The organism is Bacteroidetes Order II. bacterium (assembly GCA_016788705.1).
GTDB lineage: Bacteria > Bacteroidota > Rhodothermia > Rhodothermales > UBA2364 > UBA2364.
The window spans coordinates 22,913-40,960 of the sequence record JAEUSQ010000044.1 but is presented as its reverse complement, the minus strand read 5'-3'; the positions used below and the strand labels follow the sequence as shown (position 1 = coordinate 40,960).

General features: G+C 47.2%; 19 protein-coding genes. 10 read left to right on the top strand and 9 right to left on the bottom strand.

What is annotated here, in order from left to right; translation table 11 throughout:
• Positions 1–13 precede the first annotated feature (13 nt).
• The 8 genes from JNN12_11790 (at position 14) to JNN12_11755 (ending at position 7,375) form a co-directional block, all read left to right on the top strand.
• Positions 14–451: a SufE family protein gene (locus JNN12_11790; protein ID MBL7979012.1), complete on the top strand. Its 438-nt coding sequence runs from the start codon at positions 14–16 to the stop codon at positions 449–451.
• Positions 452–486: 35 nt separating this feature from the next.
• Positions 487–843 (top strand): DUF59 domain-containing protein, encoded by a 357-nt coding sequence (locus tag JNN12_11785; GenBank protein ID MBL7979011.1) that lies wholly within the window; start codon positions 487–489, stop codon positions 841–843.
• 44 nt (positions 844–887) lie between these two features.
• On the top strand, positions 888–2,279 hold the full coding sequence (locus tag JNN12_11780) for a hypothetical protein (GenBank protein MBL7979010.1): 1,392 nt from the start codon (positions 888–890) through the stop codon (positions 2,277–2,279).
• A 57-nt stretch (positions 2,280–2,336) separates the two neighbouring features.
• On the top strand, positions 2,337–3,365 hold the full coding sequence (locus JNN12_11775; protein ID MBL7979009.1) for an aminotransferase class I/II-fold pyridoxal phosphate-dependent enzyme: 1,029 nt from the start codon (positions 2,337–2,339) through the stop codon (positions 3,363–3,365).
• A 143-nt stretch (positions 3,366–3,508) separates the two neighbouring features.
• Complete coding sequence (gene lysA / locus JNN12_11770) at positions 3,509–4,738, top strand: diaminopimelate decarboxylase (protein MBL7979008.1); 1,230 nt, start codon at positions 3,509–3,511, stop codon at positions 4,736–4,738.
• A gap of 97 nt (positions 4,739–4,835) precedes the next feature.
• Positions 4,836–5,375: a hypothetical protein gene (locus JNN12_11765; GenBank protein MBL7979007.1), complete on the top strand. Its 540-nt coding sequence runs from the start codon at positions 4,836–4,838 to the stop codon at positions 5,373–5,375.
• Between the two features lie 219 nt (positions 5,376–5,594).
• A complete protein-coding gene (locus JNN12_11760; GenBank protein MBL7979006.1) occupies positions 5,595–6,425 on the top strand; it encodes an SAM-dependent chlorinase/fluorinase in 831 nt (276 codons plus the stop codon).
• Positions 6,425–7,375 (top strand): hypothetical protein, encoded by a 951-nt coding sequence (locus tag JNN12_11755; GenBank protein MBL7979005.1) that lies wholly within the window; start codon positions 6,425–6,427, stop codon positions 7,373–7,375. The genes JNN12_11760 and JNN12_11755 overlap by 1 nt, the downstream gene beginning before the upstream one ends.
• Before the next feature lie 106 nt (positions 7,376–7,481).
• Here the strand turns inward: JNN12_11755 and JNN12_11750 are convergent, their stop codons facing one another.
• The 4 genes from JNN12_11750 to JNN12_11735 all read right to left on the bottom strand — a co-directional run bounded on the left by JNN12_11750 (position 7,482) and on the right by JNN12_11735 (position 10,799).
• On the bottom strand, positions 7,482–7,694 hold the full coding sequence (locus JNN12_11750; protein MBL7979004.1) for a hypothetical protein: 213 nt from the start codon (positions 7,692–7,694) through the stop codon (positions 7,482–7,484).
• An 18-nt stretch (positions 7,695–7,712) separates the two neighbouring features.
• A complete protein-coding gene (locus JNN12_11745; GenBank protein ID MBL7979003.1) occupies positions 7,713–8,621 on the bottom strand; it encodes a TIR domain-containing protein in 909 nt (302 codons plus the stop codon).
• A gap of 173 nt (positions 8,622–8,794) precedes the next feature.
• Entirely contained in the window at positions 8,795–9,352 is a 558-nt protein-coding gene (locus JNN12_11740; GenBank protein ID MBL7979002.1) for a hypothetical protein, read from the bottom strand.
• 112 nt (positions 9,353–9,464) lie between these two features.
• Positions 9,465–10,799, bottom strand: coding sequence for a HAMP domain-containing histidine kinase (locus JNN12_11735; GenBank protein ID MBL7979001.1), 1,335 nt, complete (start codon positions 10,797–10,799; stop codon positions 9,465–9,467).
• Between the two features lie 342 nt (positions 10,800–11,141).
• On the opposite strand from JNN12_11735, the gene JNN12_11730 reads away from it, so the two are divergent.
• On the top strand, positions 11,142–11,315 hold the full coding sequence (locus JNN12_11730; protein ID MBL7979000.1) for a hypothetical protein: 174 nt from the start codon (positions 11,142–11,144) through the stop codon (positions 11,313–11,315).
• Positions 11,316–11,393: 78 nt separating this feature from the next.
• On the opposite strand, the gene JNN12_11725 is transcribed toward JNN12_11730, so the two are convergent.
• Genes JNN12_11725 through panB form a run of 4 tightly spaced genes read right to left on the bottom strand, consistent with a single transcriptional unit; the run spans position 11,394 to position 14,314 of the window.
• Positions 11,394–11,867 (bottom strand): peroxiredoxin, encoded by a 474-nt coding sequence (locus tag JNN12_11725; GenBank protein ID MBL7978999.1) that lies wholly within the window; start codon positions 11,865–11,867, stop codon positions 11,394–11,396.
• Position 11,868: 1 nt separating this feature from the next.
• On the bottom strand, positions 11,869–12,675 hold the full coding sequence (locus tag JNN12_11720; protein ID MBL7978998.1) for a DUF547 domain-containing protein: 807 nt from the start codon (positions 12,673–12,675) through the stop codon (positions 11,869–11,871).
• A 25-nt stretch (positions 12,676–12,700) separates the two neighbouring features.
• On the bottom strand, positions 12,701–13,468 hold the full coding sequence (gene surE / locus JNN12_11715; GenBank protein MBL7978997.1) for a 5'/3'-nucleotidase SurE: 768 nt from the start codon (positions 13,466–13,468) through the stop codon (positions 12,701–12,703).
• Positions 13,469–13,480: 12 nt separating this feature from the next.
• Positions 13,481–14,314: a 3-methyl-2-oxobutanoate hydroxymethyltransferase gene (gene panB, locus JNN12_11710; protein ID MBL7978996.1), complete on the bottom strand. Its 834-nt coding sequence runs from the start codon at positions 14,312–14,314 to the stop codon at positions 13,481–13,483.
• A 204-nt stretch (positions 14,315–14,518) separates the two neighbouring features.
• Between panB and JNN12_11705 the strand changes: the two genes are divergently transcribed.
• Positions 14,519–15,784 (top strand): hypothetical protein, encoded by a 1,266-nt coding sequence (locus JNN12_11705; GenBank protein ID MBL7978995.1) that lies wholly within the window; start codon positions 14,519–14,521, stop codon positions 15,782–15,784.
• Positions 15,785–15,819: 35 nt separating this feature from the next.
• On the opposite strand, the gene JNN12_11700 is transcribed toward JNN12_11705, so the two are convergent.
• Positions 15,820–18,027 (bottom strand): hypothetical protein, encoded by a 2,208-nt coding sequence (locus JNN12_11700; GenBank protein ID MBL7978994.1) that lies wholly within the window; start codon positions 18,025–18,027, stop codon positions 15,820–15,822.
• Positions 18,028–18,048: the final 21 nt, after the last annotated feature.

The following is an 18,048-nucleotide window of genomic DNA, read 5'->3' as shown; positions in this document are numbered from 1 at the left end:
CAATGTGCCCCCTATGAACCCAATGATCCCCAGTATTGCAGACCGCGAAGCCGAGGTAATTGCCGAATTTCAATTGGCAGACGGCGATTGGGAACTAGAAACTGAATTGCTGATAGACCAAGGAAATTTACTCGAACCGATGGATCCTGCCCTTAAAACCGAGGCTACACGGGTACATGGCTGCGTCTCTCAGGTATGGCTACATGCAACACTGGAGGAAGGCAGAATGCACCTTTGGGCAGACTCCGACTCGCACCTCACCAAAGGCATCATTGCCTTATTGATACGGGTGTTGAATTTCCAAAAACCAGCCGATATCGCCCAAACTGAATTTCGTTTTATAGAGGAAATTGGCCTAAAACACCTGCTGACCTCCCAACGACAAGGTGGATTGGCCGCGATGGTCAAAAAAATTAAGGCAGTCGCAAGCCGATATACCGCTTCTCTATAATTCCTTACCCAACCCAAACTGAACGTTCCGATATGATGGACGAAAACAATCCCAATCAACATACCAACCCAGTTTCCGATAACTATCCGGTTACAAAAGAACGGGTCATTGATGCCATCCGAATGGTCTATGATCCAGAATTACCCGTGAATGTATATGATCTGGGCCTGATCTATGAAATCAACATTACACCACCCGATGGGGTACACATCGTGATGACCCTCACAACGCCCAATTGCCCATCTGCTCTCACGCTTCCGGGAGAGGTAGAAACAATGGTTTGTTCGCTTCCAGAGGTAGGAAAATGTACCCTTGAAGTGACTTTCGACCCGCCCTATACCATGGATATGATGACCGATGCAGCAAAATTGGAAATGGGCTTGATGTATTGATCTTTTTTTGATTAGTTTAAAGCAAACTTAGCCCATAGCAAAATATGCCCGATCAGCAACCTCCAACCGATGAAGCCCGCTCCTTTTGGGAAAGTATGGGTATTTTTGAAGACTTACAACAAGACAATTCAGCGAATAAACCCGTGAAACAAACACCGGAACCGTTACAAACACCGGAATCACCTAGGCTCATGGACACTTCTGGCAGTACAGATTCAGAAAAAGGAACCACTGCCCACCATACTCTCGACCCTGAAGCACCAAACAACCCAGTAGCACAAGTACAAACTTCCAATGAATCGGGGTATGGACATTTGACACATTTTCCACTGAACGAGACGGAAGCGGAACCAAACGTGGAAAATGTTTTCACCATCCGAACCTCGCTTCCTATGGGAGGAAACGATGCTTTCGAGGAACTCATAGCCTACGATCCGATCAATACTGCTGATCCAAACATCGCACAATCAGCCCCCAATGATGTGTCGGACACATCTGGTCTGATCATAGGAAAGGAAGTAGTGAATCGTTCTACTCCCTCCCCCATAGAGGAAGATGATACAGAAGAAACGATGTTCCCCGAAGTATCGAAAATTCTGCACGGCAAAACAGGGCAGTTTAAATTTAAAACGGGAATCACCCCTGTTTTAGTGATTACAGCAGGGCCTTCCGTTTTTATTTCAGAAATAGCCCATTTTTCCGAAACGCCCCTAACGGAAGACGCTGTCACTCCCTTGCCTACTTTAGAACCTGTAGCCATACAGCGAAGCGGCCTTCACCCGCATCGTTTTTCGGAAGGTGAAATCAAACCAGAAAAACCAACTTCGAGCAAGACCTCTGGTTTTGGAAGGCGTATTCCACCTGCGACACCAGCGTTCAAAGGTACTGCTTTGCCCAAAATCATCACAGCAATCCCTATTACGACGACCGTTGCTTCCGAAAAGGAATTAGAACGGCTCAAAAAATGGCATGAAAAACCCTTACACTTCTCGGCAGTTTTGATGGGTGGCTTTCTGTTCTTCTTTGGGATCATCGGGCTATATCGGTTTTCTCAACCAGATTTCACCCCTATTAACTGGCAACAAATGAAACTAAGCCTTTACGGAAAAGATACGGGGTTTCAAGTGGAGTCTTCCACAGAATCTGCTCGTTATGTCGGTGGGAGTGGTGGCCGATTTCCAACCCGCGCACAAGATTGGACGCCTTCCGACTGGGCCCGATGTGGTTGTCCGGAATGTATCAAAAACCTAAATCAGTGGCAGGCCATGCAAGCTTCGCTTAACACTGGAAAGAGCACCTCTACCCTTCCCGACTCTAGCGTGGTGATTTCACCTGGTGGAAAAGTAGATCCTTTGGGAAGTGGTAGCAACGACCTCTACAAAAAACCACAAGGCGCAAATCAGACCATCAGCCCTGGTGGTACTATCATGTACTAATATTTTGTTTTCCTGTGACAAGGGCTATATTATAGCCCTTTTTATTTTTCATACCTCATGAATACCACTGTTGACCTTAGGAGCGATACCGTTACGCAGCCCACACCCGCCATGCGCCAAGCCATGATGGAGGCCCCCGTTGGAGACGATGTCTTTGGGGAAGATCCTACGGTCAACCGACTCCAAGCCACCGTTGCAGCCCTGCTCGAAAAAGAAGCCGCCCTCTTTGTATCAAGTGGTGTAATGGGAAACCAATTGGCAATTAAACTTCATAGTCAATCCGGAGATGAGGTTATTTGTGAATCCGGCTGCCACCTTTTCAACTACGAGTCGGGGGCCGGAGCTGTTTTGTCTGGCTTACAATTCCAAACCCTTCCGGGCCATCGAGGTATTCTGAAAGCCGCTCAAATAGAAACCGCCATCAGGTCTGGCGCCTACTGGGAACCCCAAACACGGATTGTTGCACTGGAAAATACCCACAATAAAGCGGGTGGCGTGGTGTATCCGTTGGAAAAAATCCACGAAATTGCGCACATTGTCCAAAAACACGGCTTGGCATTTCATTTGGATGGTGCGCGACTTTGGAATGCATGCGTGGCCACTGGGGTATCGGAGGCATCGTATGCCGCCCCATTTGATACGGTATGTGTCTGTTTATCAAAGGGCCTCGGTGCCCCTGTTGGCTCTGTATTGGCGGGTAGCAAAGAATTGATTAACAAAGCACGCCGCTACCGAAAAATGTGGGGAGGGGGCATGAGGCAAGTTGGTTTCCTCGCCGCAGCAGGCTTATATGCCCTCGAACATCATCGAGAACGGTTGGCCGAAGATCATCGGCTTGCAAAAAAATTGGCTATGGGTTTGGGTGAAATGGGAATATTTGATATTGATCCCGAAAAAACAGAAACCAATATTGTCATGTTTGGTACCCAAAGCAAGCCCGCAAAAGAAATTCTGGAGCGTTTATCACAGGAAGGAATCAACATGGTGGCCTTTGGCCCATTTACCATTCGCGCAACCACCCACATAGACGTTTCCGAAGACCAAATTGACAAAACACTAACAATAATGAAGCGGCTTTTCACTTAATCCAAAGTATTTTAGGGCATCATACCAATAACACCCCAAATGTGTTCTTAGCATCCAAGGTAATTCCAGTATTTTTTGCAGTGTTCATCAATGGTAGCGCACAACAATCGCTATAAAGCCCCCGTTGCACTAGATCAAACCCCATGAAAGTTCCTTTTCAACCAAAGACCTTACGCCAAATTGCAAGTACACATGGAACCCCCACTTATGTGTATTTTGAAGAAACCATCCGGGACCGCTGCCGGAAACTCAAAGACAAGGTTTCTTTGCTGCCGCATAAATTGCTCTATGCCATGAAGGCCAACTACAACCCAGCCATTCTTAAAATCATTTGTGAGGAAGGCATCGGCATTGACGCCGTTTCTATCGGCGAATTGGAACTGGCCAAACGGGTAGGATTTGCTCCGCAAGATGTGCTCTATTCGGCCAACAGCATTACCGATGAAGAAATGCACACAGCAGCGTCTTATGGCAGTTTATTCAATATTGGTGAGCTTTACCGCCTAACGCGATTTGGAGAGGCATATCCAGGCGCAGACGTGTGCATCCGACTGAACCCAAGGGTTGGTGCTGGTCACCATGAATATGTGGTGACAGCAGGAGAAAAGTCCAAATTTGGCATCCCCATGGAGCACTTGCCCCAAGCGTTGGAAATTGCTGCAAAATATGGACTTAAGATCATTGGCATACACCAACATATTGGGAGTGGTATTTTAGATATCGCCGATTTATGGTCGGCAGTAGAAGTATTGCTGGAGGCTGCTCCGAATTTCCCAGACCTCACGTTCATCAATTTTGGCGGCGGCCTTGGGATCCCATACCGCATCGGAGAAGCTAGTTTCGATTACGATGGATTCCAGCAGGTCTTAATCCCACGAATCAAGGAATGGTCGGAGACGTTGCCCCAACAACTTGCTTTTTGGTTCGAACCAGGAAGGTATTTTGTTGCCGAATCAGGAATCTTACTGACCGAAGTAACCATGCTCAAACAAAACGGGATCGGCTCCCGTACCTTTGCGGGCACCAATTCCGGACAAAATCACCTGATCCGTCCCATGTTTTATAATGCCTATCACGAAATTTTCAACCTTTCCAACCCCACAGGCATTTTATACAATTATGATGTGACCGGAAATATTTGTGAATCCGGCGACCGATTTGCCAAAGATCGCCCCATTCAGGAAATACGGGTGAACGACATTCTGGCTATTTTAGATGCAGGCGCATATGGATATGCGATGTCTTCGTTGTATAACCTACGGCCTTTTCCAGAAGAGGTGTTGGTGCGGAAAACGGGAGAGGTGGAGGTGGTGCGGAAACGGGTTTCACCGACGGCCTTGATTGATCAATTATTATCGGAAACAACCGATTAAAAGCCATCTTTGACACCTTGAACCACTTTTTCGACGACTCGGCAAATAAAACAGAAACCAAAATCATAAAAACCGTTTAAGCCGTAAACTATTTTTAATGGACATATTCAAAGTATATCAGCTCGATAAAACGGCTGCAACCCATGCCTTTTGGATTGCACATCGGGCCACCATGCTTTGTTACCTTCTGATAGCCCCTCTCACTGCCTGGGGTATTCCTTTTTTGGGCTTTCCACCCTATGTGGCACTTGCAGCCTTGGTGATTAGCCTTGTGCTTGCAATCCGGTATTATTATCACCGATTGTTAGTTTATTCGCATCAGGTAGGTCAATTAAAGGTTTCAGACCGACATTTGGTTTCTACAAACCTTTCAGGCAAAACAGATGTTTTTGACTACATCAAATTGGTTTATTTTGAACTTCAGGATGTAGGTATTTTTGTTCAAGGCCCCCACCAAAAAACCATTTTCATCTCCCGATATTTTACCGAGTTCGAAGCCCTTAGCGAAACATTATTGGATATGGCCGCTTTCTACGACATTCCGGTATATTGTACGGGCAACCATTGGACCTCGCGGCACCGCCATCAGTTTTATCCGTCGGTGAATGAACCCGAAAAACCATTGCACATTTCCTGATTTCTCTATAAGTCTGAATCCAGAAATCCACCTTACGATGTCCTAAATTATCCAGATAACAGATTAAACGGTGACGTACTGCCTTTTCAGAGACGTTAACAACCATTGCTTTGACAACACATCTATAACATTTGAAACATGCTATTTTTTTCAGCTTCTTTTTTCTGAGATACATTTGCTGTATCTTTCTCCCAACTTTATCCGCTTCCGCAATCTAACATGCCGATCATAACCCTAACTACCGATTATGGCACCCGCGATCCGTATGTTGCCGCCCTTAAAGGAGTCCTCATTACAATGGCTCCGTCGGTATCTGTTATGGATTTATCGCACGAGATTGCTCCACAAGACCTGATGGAAGCCGCTTTTTTCCTAAGAAATACCTATCTTTATTATCCCAAAGATACCATCCATATAGTGGTAGTGGATCCGGGTGTTGGAACCGCACGCAGGGCCGTTGCACTACGCGCCAACGGACATTTTTTTGTAGGTCCGGATAATGGGGTATTTTCGCTGATGCTTGATGGAGATCCGGTAGATGAGCTGGTAGAATTGAATATCCCAGCTTTTTGGCGGACGCCCCAGCCTTGCGACACCTTCCACGGACGAGATATTTTTGCCCCCATTGCCGCTGCACTTGCGCAAGGTGTTCCGTTACACCAACTCGGATCGCCCATAGATTCCCTAAAACCCTTGTATTGGGCGCTTCCTATTGCGGATCCACAAGGCATTCGCGGCTGGATCACCCATATAGATCGGTTTGGCAATTGCATTAGCAACATTCACCAAAACCTGTTTCTGCAACATCATCAGAGCCGAAAACCCAAGTGCTATGTGGGTTCTGCCATTATTAACGGACTCCACCAAACCTATGGACACGTAGATTCCGGCGAAATCGTTATGCTCTTTGGGAGTCATGGTTTTTTGGAAATTGCCATCAACGAGGGCCGTGCAGCCGAATTATTGGGAATCGTTAAAGGAACACCCCTATCATTGGTTTTTGTGGAACAAAAAAAGCATGTTCCGGAACTTGAAGCCGTGGAGTCATAATGCCAATTACCAATGCAGAAAAAAGCACTTTTGCCGAATTGATGGCGCCAGATCCAACAACGGCCCAACGGTTTTTGACCCACCTACACGAGAAAGAATGGGGAAAAGATCGGACGAGTGCCTGTAAACAACTGCTCAGGACATGGTTTTTGTTTCATCCCGCTGATCGTTCCGAATCTAACCGCTTTTGGGATCCAACCCTGATAGGATTTCTGTTGCATTACATGAAGTTCTCTACCCACGAAATAGCGACTTGCCTGGGCGTGGGAACCGTAACCGTGGAACGATACATTGAACAAAATCCTCCTTTAGACAGGTTCGAAGGTGCATCCCACCAAGCCACAACAAAGGATGCCCCCCTTTCTTTTACTTGGAATGGAAAACCCATTGCCGAAAAACCAACCCGAACAGGGTTTAGAAAAGCGATGATGGGGCTTTTGCTGGTCTGCATCGCCACGTTGTTGGCGGTGGTGTTTCAAGTCTTTTTTGGGAAATCAACCGTTCAAAACAGCCTCATTCATCAGATTGCCACCCAAGAGCCACGCATCTTGCTCGAAAATGGTACGCGAGAAGAAGTGGCCGAAAAATTAAAATCGGAATTGGGCTTTTCTGCCGATGTGCCGACCCTGGCGGGCGAGGCGAACATCGGACTGGGGCGCACCACTGTGGACGGCCTACCGCCTCTTGCTACCTTTCTCTTGGGTAGAACGGGGCTTTCTCGTATCCGAATTGTTGCCATTGGCTATCAGTACTTAGACAAAGTGACCGAAAACGGCTTGAGCAGCAATGTGCTCTCCGGACTGGCCGAAAAGGAAGGCCGCCCCATGCTCTTGGACCGCCAATGGAACCAACAAGGATGTGTGATCTGGCGGTGGCGCGACGATTTGTATTTTGCCTTTCTACCACCCAATCAGGTGAAGACCTTTATTGGACAACTAAGCCGTTTTTGAGTAGATACCCACAACTTTACATTGCTTATCTAACGACAACACCAAGGTTTGATCCCGCCTCTACGGAGTTGGAAGGGGGGTCTGGAGGAAGAAGGTGGAATGCGGCTTAGCTTCCATTTGTTCGGCTGATGATGCGTTCTTTGATGCATGCAAACTCCTCTTGCTGCAATAATTCTATGGTCTCGGCATTCATGTCATTAAAATACCCCAATAAGTTTGCACAGCTACTGCTTATATCCCGAACCCGCTTAAAATCAGCAAATAAGGCATCATCCAAAGACGAAAGGTGTTTTGTAATAAATACTTCATACTCATTCATTTGGTTTTTCCAATGGTCTCATATTTCATCCAAGAGTAATAAGCTATTCAGATTAACGTTCTCCACTCTTATAGGCAAAATGCGTTGGATAAATAAATCCTTCTCCGCGCGACTGTTCCGATACACCTCATAAAGTTCCCACATGCAAAAAGGCGATTTTAAATATTTATGGCTCATAAACACCACCACCAAATCCCCTTTCCCAATTTGCTTCATAAACTCAGTAATAAGCCCCGCATAAGAGAGGTTGTTTTTATCCCGACGAGCATCAAAGCCATCTTTTTTAAGGGCATCATAGAGTTGATTTACCACCTCCTCGCGCCCACCAACTGTCTGCCCATGATCGTTCCAAGCATAGGAAAAGAAAATGGACTTTTGTTCAACATCCAGCATTTTTTCAGAAAGCGTTTGCTTCATTTCAAACGAATCTGGTCTTGCATGTAGGCGCTCTGGTTGTTGATCCTTTTTCCATTCTTCTATGGCAAAGACCCTCAAACCTTCTGGGGCCTCCCAATACCAGTTTTCATGACGTTGACCTGTTTCTTCTAACGCTTCCAAAATACTGGATAACCACAAGTGCATCGCTTTCTTTTCAATGGAAAGCACAATCTCTTTTTGCACCACATCCAACTCAACCAAAAACCAGCCCTCAGATGTTTCGATATGAATTCCATTCCGCCAAATATCAGGGCGTTTCGTTTTCCGTCCTAAAGCGGCAATAAATGCCTGAATACGGTAATAATTCAGCCATTTGAGTGGGTAGCGCAAAACCTGAACGTCCTTTGTGCGTTCTTGCCAGCGCTGCGTTAGGTGTTCCGGTTTTTCATGTTGCAAAAATTCCGGAAATACATAACGGCTTTCTAAGTCTCTATTGGCCGCATCGTCATTGAGTTTAAAACACAACCCACAACTTTCCATGAACTGCAAAAACAATCACTTATCCTCGTTACTATAGCCAGTACCAAACCAGCCAAACAACTTACGAACGGGTACGATGCCTTTATAATCCTGTCGTAATTCGGCATAAGGCGTTGAACCCCGCTTCAATGGCTTATAAATCGCCTCCAAAGCCCAGCGTTGATCCAATACAACGTTATCCCCTAATTTTTCGTGGTATAAATAAACCCATTGTGAAACAAGTACGCAAATAAGAGATCCCATGCGTCCGCAGGCACCCCATTCACCACAAAAACCTTTTCCACAAAGTCCTTTTTGGCGAAGATCCTGATTCTTTTTTCGCCCAACTGTAGGTTTTGATGTAGCCATTTGGTGACCGCAATCCAAGAAGGCGGCATCGGCATTCCATAATCCGGCAATTTCTTTGCGGCTTTGCTGAGTTCAAGTTGTAGGCCGGAGATGTCTTGACCCGTTCGGGCACTTACAAAATGGAAGGGGATGTCTTCTTCCTCTACATTGTCCCGAATTTTGGCGTAGGATCTTTTGTATTCATCTTTTTTCTTTTGTACCCCCACAAAGGCACTCCCCGGGCTAAGCCCCATCCAAAAAGAAGACACTTCGACTTCGTGGGGCGTTTCGTCCCTGTATTCGGTACTGCCCATTTCAAACACCCCCCCTGCTACATAGATCAGGGGCAGCGGTGTGCCATTCAGGTCAAGCGTAAATAGGTCGCCGTTTTGGGGGTTTTGGGGAAACAGCATGAATGTGTATTGGTAAAAAAGCAAGATAAGGCGTTTATAAGGCCACTACACCATCAAAACCACCCTAACAAGATGCTAAAAAACGTATTGTTGCAACCTTAATCTTTTGGTTTCACGCCCTCTTTGGTTTTGGCAAAAGAATCCGGAAGGTGGTTCCTTCACCCGGCTTCGAGGCATGTACCCAAATTTTCCCTCGGTGGTTTTCGGTAATAATACGGCGTGCCAAGCTCAGACCAAGCCCCCATCCACGTTTTTTGGTGCTAAACCCGGGTTCAAAAACCCTTCGTTGTGTTTTCCGGTCCATGCCCTTGCCATTGTCTTGTACCTCAATTTCGATGCTCCGCTCCTTTTCTGTTGCCACCACCCGAATCCAGCCCTTGTCTTTGTCCATGGCATCCATTGCATTTTTAATCAGGTTTTCCAAAACCCATTCAAACAACTCTGGGGCTAAAGGTGCTTGTAAATCCGGCGGAACCGCCACTTCTAATCGAATCTGGCGTTTGCCCTGCTGAGGAATACGCCGCCGCATATAGTCCGTAACGCCTTGTATGGCGGTGTCTAAGTTTATTGGAATCAGTTGTACCGTAGAACCAATTTTGGAGAAACGGTTGGCCACCCGTTCCAGACGATGAATATCCTTTTCCAGTTCATCGGCCAGTTCGCGTTCTGTTTCCGGCGATAGTTCGCCCGCTTTCATCAATTCCACCCAACCCATCAGGCTTGTGGTGGGCGTTCCCAACTGGTGGGCAGCTTCTTTGGCCATCCCCACCCACATTTTGCTTTGTTCGCTTCGGCGGAGGTGCGAAAGCCCGATGTAACCGACCAAGAAAAACAACAGCACAAAGGCCAATTGCACAAACGGAAACCATCGTAAATCGCTGATTACCTCTGATTCACCGTAATGAATAAATTGCTTCAGGGTTCCAAATCCTGCAACCGAGATATTCACCTCGATGGGCTTAAAGCGCCCGTCCAATTTTTGGATTTCGTTCCGTAGCCGTTCTTGAATTTGCGACTCCGAAAGCCCTGTAGAGTCTAACGCCACATTGGCATAATGGCTGATAGATTGCATGGACGCATCTGAGACAATGGCGGGAACGGTTTTGCTGCTTTGCTCCCAGACGCGTCGCATATAGGCCAATGGTTCGCCGGGGGGCATCGTTATTCCCCACGCTAAGGCCGCTTCAAAGGCCGCTTTCTGGTCTGCCGGAAGGTCTTTCTGAGCGGCGATATACAATTTGAGTGCTTCGTATTGCTCAAGGTGTGGGTTGAAATATGGCTGTGCGGTTTGTGCCAATGCCTCCGCGCCCAGTTCTAAGTTCCGGACTTCCCGCTCTTGTAGCTGGTTGGCAAGGCGATTGGTGTAATAAAGCGATGCAACGGCAATTAAGAGCGCCAGTACAATCAATACCGCCCGTAACTTTACCGAGAAGGAATAGGTTTTCACCGTTTTATGGTCTTGTTAAGAAATGGGGTTAAGATACGCAGGACGAAGGCCATAAAAAGCGTTGCACCAATAATTCCGGTGCATGAAGATTAAACGCCATTTTTCATCATACACAGCACGCCATTTTTATCTTTCCGTCAAGAGGAATACCACAAAATGTAAAATTATTCATTTTACTCTACAAACGGGCTTCCATCCATCTATAAACCACATCATCATGACTTTATTGAACGTTCAACCGGAGGTGGCTGCTTTTATCCAGCACGAAATCCATGCATTGGAACCAGTAAACACACTTCTTGACCGACGTATTCGTTTAAACATGAATATAATGCGCTTCCTTTGCACTTTCATGCAGATTACCTCTGGGCGATTACACCCACAGGAGCAATCCTTTGCCGAGATTTGCTGGCACTCGACCACGTAGAAACCGAAACCGATCCAGAATGTATTTGGGAAGCCCTGAAACGGGGTGCTAAAATTTACCCTGACTTACGGGTTTTGTTGCCTTCCTAAAAAACGGCGAGAACGGCGACTATATTTGCAGAGCACCTGTCTTAGGTGTTCGGATAAGACCCTTACCTGTAGCCATTTTTAGGCCAGTCCAAATTTTTTCAGGATTTCCTCGGCATGTTGGTTCACACGGGGTTTCCGGAAAATATGACGGATGATGCCTGCTTCGTCTATCAGAAAAGTATAGCGTAAAACACCCTGTACAATATTGCCATACATGTTTTTCTCACCAAACGTACCATAAGCATCTAAAATAACATGATCGGGATCTGGGAGTAGGGCAAAAGGCAAACCAAATTTCTGGGTGAATGCCCCATGAGAGGGGTTTTCATCAGGAGAAACCCCAATAACCACCATACCTTTGTCCTGTAAAAGGGCATGGTTGTCCCGCAGATTACAGGCTTGCCGGGTACAAACATCGGTATCGTCTTCGGGATAAAAATACAGCACGACTTTTTTTCCGCGCAGTTTTTCAAGGGAAATGGTTTGGCCATCAAATGTGGTTGCAGAAAAAAGCGGGGCAGGGTCGCCTACTTTCAGGGTAATAATACTCATTTTATTTTTTCCGGTTTAGCCCCCAATTATAATCGGTGTACCGTATTTTGAAGGCGTTTTTTTCCAACTTGGTGCGCAATAAGTCCTCATAGGGAAAAAATCGGCTTAAGTATTGTTGGACGGTCTGGCCACCCTGTTCAAAATCGGAGGCAAACCACGAGAATATTTTGGAGAGTCGGATGGTGTCGGCGGTTGGATTCAGGTCATTTTTATGCTTTTCTGCGAGAAAAACCACAGCCTGATCCGTAAGTTGCTCGTCCAAACGAATACCTTCATAGGCTTCTCGCCGGAGTTTAGGACAACTCATGGCAGCACAAACCAAGGCAAAATGGATGCGTGGCTCTTTAAATTCCTTCCGGATAATCTCATGTTCCACAGCGGTCAAGGTAAACCGCTTACCACCTACCGTCACACTCTCCAAGTCCCAAGCACTCGTTTTACCCGGAATCGGTAACGGGGTAATTCGTAAAATACTTCTGACGGGATAATTTTCGAGTACCAATTTAAGCGTGAACGCATTGTACACATTGATCCAATAGGCCAAACGTTCGAGTTCTGGCAGGCGATCGGGGTCATTTTGTGCCAAACGAATGAGATAGGCATCCAATCTTCCTCGGTCGGTTTTCAGGGCTGCATAATCCACCATTCCCTCTTCATCCACATATTTTTGCAGGACTTCCGTAAAATCGCCATGTTCAAAGTGCATGGGTTTTTGAATGGGCTGACGGATCGGAGTCTGGGGCACATTGGCACACCCCGCCCAGGTCATCAGTCCAAGCAACAACGTGGAAATTTTTGTAGAAGGCATGAAATACTTTATTCGGATGATCAAATTACCATGTCCATTCTTTCATGGTACGAGCAAAAACGTGGTCGGTCCGGTCTAATTGTAAAGGGGTCACGGAAACGTATCCGGCTTCTACAGCGGCCAAATCGGTATCCGGGCCTTCGTCTAAATTTATATGATAACCAGCCAGCCAATAATATGGACGCCCTATCGGGTCTTTTCGTTCCGTAAAGGCTTCGTCCCAGCGGCTGCGGGCTTGCCTTGCAATCCGAAAGCCTTTAAGGTCTTTTTCGGGCACATAGGGGATATTAACATTCAGCATAATGCCGTCTGGTAATCCCACGTTCAGTACCTGATGCGCCACTCTTTGGGCCACCTTTCCGGCAGTTGTATAGTCTGCCTGTTTATCAAAACTATCCAACGAAAAGGCAACCGATGGGATGCCCTCCACACAACCCTCCATCGCGCCCCCTACGGTTCCGGAATGCAGCACATTTACCGCAGTATTAGGCCCTTGATTAATACCAGAGACTACCAGATCGGGTTTTCGTCCCAACCAAGTACCCACCCCAAACTTAACGCAATCTGCCGGGGTGCCGGTCAGAGCACACGCGGTTATCCCTTCTCCCAAATCCCAGTTAAAAAAACGAAGGGGGTCTCGGATCGTGACCATATAGCTCACCGCGCTTTGCTCGGTACGAGGTGCTACAACAAACACCTCGCCCACTTCTTTCATGGCATGGGCCAAGACCAACAGGCCGTCGGCCTCGATGCCATCGTCGTTTGTAATCAGAATGGTTGGTTTAGACATCATTTATAGCAACGTTCAATAACTTTCATTTTTGTTAGGGAAATCTCGACTTCGCACATCGGCGATAAACTGACGAACAGCCGTTTGGATCATTTCTTCGAGATTGGCATATTTTCGGACAAAACGTGGATTAAAATCATTGTTTAGGCCCAACATATCGTGCATCACCAATACTTGGCCATCGCATCCATTGCCCGCCCCGATGCCAATGATCGGGATAAAGGCTTTGGCAGAAATTTCGCGGGCAAGCACCCCTGGGATTTTCTCGAGTACCATCGCAAAACACCCAATCCGTTCTAAACGAAGGGCATCTTCTCGGAGTTGCTCGGCCTCTTCGGCGTCTTGTGCCCGCACTTTGTACGAACCAAACTGATTGATGCTTTGGGGCGTCAGTCCTAAATGCCCCATGACTGGAATGCCTGCGGAAAGAATCCGTTTGATGGTGTCTTCCTCAATTTTCCCGCCTTCCAACTTCACCGCATGGGCGCCCGTTTCTTTCATGATGCGAATGGCCGAAGCCAATGCTTTTTTGGAATTCCCCTGATAACTCCCGAACGGTAAATCCACCACCACAAAAGCACGTTGGGTTCCTCGGACAACACACTGCGCGTGATAGATCATATGATCGAGGGTGATGGGTAAGGTGGTTTCGTGTCCTGCGATAACGTTCGACGCCGAGTCTCCGACCAGTAAAACATCTACCCCAGCCCGGTCTAACAACTGCGCACTGGTATAGTCGTAGGCCGTTAACATCGAGATAGGGGTTCCGGCTGCTTTCATGTTACGAAGGCTCTGGGTGGTGACCCGCCGGACTGGTTTATTTTCAGGTTTTACCGTTTCGGTACTCATTTGTTTATGATCGTTTTGTTACGGTTAGCCCGCTAAACTACGGACGCGGCAAAAGGTTTTCATTAATGAATGGAGAATAAAATACAGAATCCAAGCCCAAACGAAACGCCAATGCCTAAAAAAGGTATCGGATACAGAACGATCATGCGATTGCGGCAAAAGTACTCGTATATTCCGCTACCTCTGACCCATTGACTTTCATATATGAGCTTGTCTATCGAATCCCTGAACAATATACAATTGGCTTTCTTTCTAACGGGTGGCTATTTGGTCTCCCGATTGATGATTAAGTCACAATTACCGGAATCATTGGTATTTTGGATGATTGGCCGAAAACACCTTTCGGTATCCAAACTAATTTTGTACTTATTGGCGATTAACGCCATTTTGGGCATCTTCATCCACCATGCAATTGTGGTCTTAACCTTGATTCCATTAGCCCATCTGATGCAGGAAGTCCTGAGCAAAGAAAATCCCCAATACGACCGTTTCGTCCCCACCATGCTGGCTGCTTGTTTGATGTATGGGGCCAATATTGGGGGCATTGGCGCGATCACCAGTTCCGCAGCCAATGGGATATTGATTGCAGGAGCCAATGGGATTTTACCTGGTTTAGGAGGCGCCGTTCCGGGCGCAGAAAAACTCACTTTTTTTCTCTGGATGTTATGGGGCGTTCCGCTTGTTCTCGTCTATACGTTATTGGCGTGGGCGGTTATCGTCTTGTTTTTTCAGCCGTTTAAGCACTTTAAAGAATACATAAAATTTGAACCTACAGAACCTATCGAAAACGTGTTTCGTCGCCCTGCGGTTGTGTTTGCCGTCCTCACCTTTGGCGCGGCTTTCTTGTTCTCGATGGCTTCCAATGTATGGGCCTCACAAATTCTTCCCCTCACCATAGCGACCGCCATTTTTTTTCTGACCATTATCGCGTTATTGTTCTTTCTCAAAATTCCAAAAGACGGCCATAAAGTTCCACTTCTTACCCTGTCCGACTGTGTGAGCAACCTTCCTAAGCGTGGCTTGGCCTTGGTCGCCATAACGATGGTCATCGCGTTCTTGTTAGGATTGGGTATTCATTATTTCCGCGATGCGCTGACGGGGACCATCGCATTGGTTGTAGATGACCAAACATCCATTCTTACCTTGATGCTTATTGTCGCCATTTTTGGCACTTTCACTACGGAATTACTCAGCAATACCGTCATCCAATACGCCCTTTTTGCACTCATGCCGTCCTTGGCAACTTTAGTGGATTTCCCGATTCTTGTAGGGATGATTGTGGCGACATTGGCTTCCAGTTCTGCATTTATGAGTCCACTTTCAACGGGTGTAAACAGCCTTGCGTTTGGCGAAATGCGCGGCGCGTCGTTGCGAATGCTCTTATTTTCGGGTTTTTGTATGAACCTTGTAGGCAGTCTTTTGGTTGCCGGCTGGACGCTCACCGTCACGCGCTGGGTATTGGGCATTTAAGACCTGATGGGCCTACGATTACACAACGGCCTGCATCAAGATGCGAGAGAAAGAACAGCCCTGGATTCCACCTTTTTACGCCACCATTCGACCTGATGCTTCAGGTCTATACAACGCTTTTGGACAGAATTAGGATTGGGTAGTTCTACACAGTCTTCCAATATGGCCGCTGCTTTTTCCGCTTGTCCAGACCACAGCAGCCATCGAGCAAAGTCCATCACCACCAAATCACGAAACATGCCAGGACGCGAAGTTTGTACGACAAGTTCAAGTGCCAAAGCTGCTGCTTTCCAGTTTTCCGATTCCGCAAAGCGGTCTGCCAGATAAACCCTGAACCAAACGGGGGCGTTTTTTTCCATTTCGAGCCGAGCAGCAAACGCTTTAGCGTTCATGTGGGGCGTTAGCATCATGCGAAACAACGTTGGATGGGCAAGAAAATCAGGGCGTCGGGCCAATCGTTCTTGTATGGCGTAAGAAAACGCCGGAACCCGAAGACGGGCTTCATCCCACATTTGACGGGCAAGAAGTGTATCGCCCGTCAACGCATAAGCATCCCCGCGCTGCCGATAAGTTAGCCAAGTTGCATATTTTAAAGATTTTAGTTTGGGAATCACTTTTTCGGGCGTTCGATGTAAAACAGCGCTCGCCCAAATCTGGTAGGCGGGTTCAAAATCAGGACGGAGGCGAATGACTTCCTCACCAAGTTGCTCGGCCTTGCGCCATTGCCTATGCACAACGGCTGCTTGTGCGGCCTGTGCCTGACGGATATAAACTGGCACAAAATGCGGGCAATCCTGCTCAAAAAGCGAAGGGCGCGAAAATCGAGTACGGGCATAGGACAATTGGGCACCATCGGACGGTAATTGACGGATAAACGCCACCCATTCTGCTGTAAGTACATACACATTTTTCTGGTACACGCGCTCAAAATTGCCCCATGGATATACTTGTTTCAGCTTTGAAATGCCGTAACGATCAATTAAGAACCGGACAAAAGAACCCATTGTGGTATAAGAAACCGCACTGCGTCCACTCCAAAAGCCCACTGGACTCAGTTTATCCGCTACCGAAGACGCAAGGTCTTTGCCCAACCATTCGGCGGTTTTAGGGTCACGTAGAATGGCCGCAACCTGCTCATGAGGGTCAGGCGTCCCTTCAGGTGGCTCTACAGCAACGGCAAATCCTTCAATGAGTCCTACCGAAAAGGTTGCCCGCACAGCAGGAAGCGCAAACTCCCGAGAGAAGACATGGGCAAGTTCGTGTGGCATCACCCGATCATAGGATGACCATAAAACATGTATTTGTGGCTGCATCAACCAAACTGGCGCCACGTTGGTGTACCGCGCACCAGTCAATAAGGCTTTTCGGGCAGGATCGGGGTATAAATAGCTCCGGATTTTGTTCGGAACCCGCACCTGAATCGCGTCTAAGAATTGCTGGTACCGAAATTCATGCTCTTTACCCACAATCCGGATTCGCGCTTCCGAAATAACGTTAGGATCATAGTAGATTTCAAAATGTGGGGTGTGGTGTACTCCTTTGAGGTCTTTTGCAATTGCTTCGTGTGTGGTATTGATGCCAAACTCGGCCCTAAATAAATAGGCCAAACCCACAACCAATAACCACACGCCCCCCCAAATGGGGTGTACGTTATACGTGTTTCGCTTAAACGCTCCCCAGAACCACAACCCCATTGCCCACCAAAGTGTAAGTAGTCGAAACCAAAACAACCCCGGTCGTATGGCCAATTCCTCGTCATAAATCGGCCCTAAAACGCCCCCAAACACATGGTTATAGGTGTAAAATTGTGGATGGAAACCCAAGTCGAAGAACACACCACCCAGTAGTGGAATCAAAGATAGCAACCCATAAAGCCGGAAGGGTTTTCTGAAGGCATGGCCCGTAATTGCCCATGCCAACGAAACGGCCAAGACGATGGTGAGCACTGGAAACAGAACAAAAAACTGCACACCATCCCACCAGCCACAATTTGTGCGCCACAACTGGCTCAAGAGTCCGCCCAATAAAGGAATAAGTAGTAACGTCCATTGACGCAACAAGACCGCACCAAAGGACTTGTGGGCTTGAAAATCTCGAATTCCGGCCCAACCCGCAATATAAAACCCCGCTAATGCAATAACGGCACACGACTCGACATGAAGGACGCCTACCAATGGAAACGGCCACAACCCAACCGTCATTAAACTGTATAACCAGACCTCGCGGGTCCGAAATATTCTCATTTTGTTTCTCGCATTTCCGAA

Coding starts and splice junctions, on each gene's coding strand:
- JNN12_11790 (MBL7979012.1), top strand. CDS start 14: ATGAACCCAATGATCCCCAGTATTGCAGACCGCGAAGCCGAGGTAATT.
- JNN12_11785 (MBL7979011.1), top strand. CDS start 487: ATGGACGAAAACAATCCCAATCAACATACCAACCCAGTTTCCGATAAC.
- JNN12_11780 (MBL7979010.1), top strand. CDS start 888: ATGCCCGATCAGCAACCTCCAACCGATGAAGCCCGCTCCTTTTGGGAA.
- JNN12_11775 (MBL7979009.1), top strand. CDS start 2,337: ATGAATACCACTGTTGACCTTAGGAGCGATACCGTTACGCAGCCCACA.
- lysA (MBL7979008.1), top strand. CDS start 3,509: ATGAAAGTTCCTTTTCAACCAAAGACCTTACGCCAAATTGCAAGTACA.
- JNN12_11765 (MBL7979007.1), top strand. CDS start 4,836: ATGGACATATTCAAAGTATATCAGCTCGATAAAACGGCTGCAACCCAT.
- JNN12_11760 (MBL7979006.1), top strand. CDS start 5,595: ATGCCGATCATAACCCTAACTACCGATTATGGCACCCGCGATCCGTAT.
- JNN12_11755 (MBL7979005.1), top strand. CDS start 6,425: ATGCCAATTACCAATGCAGAAAAAAGCACTTTTGCCGAATTGATGGCG.
- JNN12_11750 (MBL7979004.1), bottom strand. CDS start 7,694: ATGAATGAGTATGAAGTATTTATTACAAAACACCTTTCGTCTTTGGAT.
- JNN12_11740 (MBL7979002.1), bottom strand. CDS start 9,352: ATGCTGTTTCCCCAAAACCCCCAAAACGGCGACCTATTTACGCTTGAC.
- JNN12_11725 (MBL7978999.1), bottom strand. CDS start 11,867: ATGAGTATTATTACCCTGAAAGTAGGCGACCCTGCCCCGCTTTTTTCT.
- JNN12_11720 (MBL7978998.1), bottom strand. CDS start 12,675: ATGCCTTCTACAAAAATTTCCACGTTGTTGCTTGGACTGATGACCTGG.
- surE (MBL7978997.1), bottom strand. CDS start 13,468: ATGATGTCTAAACCAACCATTCTGATTACAAACGACGATGGCATCGAG.
- panB (MBL7978996.1), bottom strand. CDS start 14,314: ATGAGTACCGAAACGGTAAAACCTGAAAATAAACCAGTCCGGCGGGTC.
- JNN12_11705 (MBL7978995.1), top strand. CDS start 14,519: ATGAGCTTGTCTATCGAATCCCTGAACAATATACAATTGGCTTTCTTT.
- JNN12_11700 (MBL7978994.1), bottom strand. CDS start 18,027: ATGAGAATATTTCGGACCCGCGAGGTCTGGTTATACAGTTTAATGACG.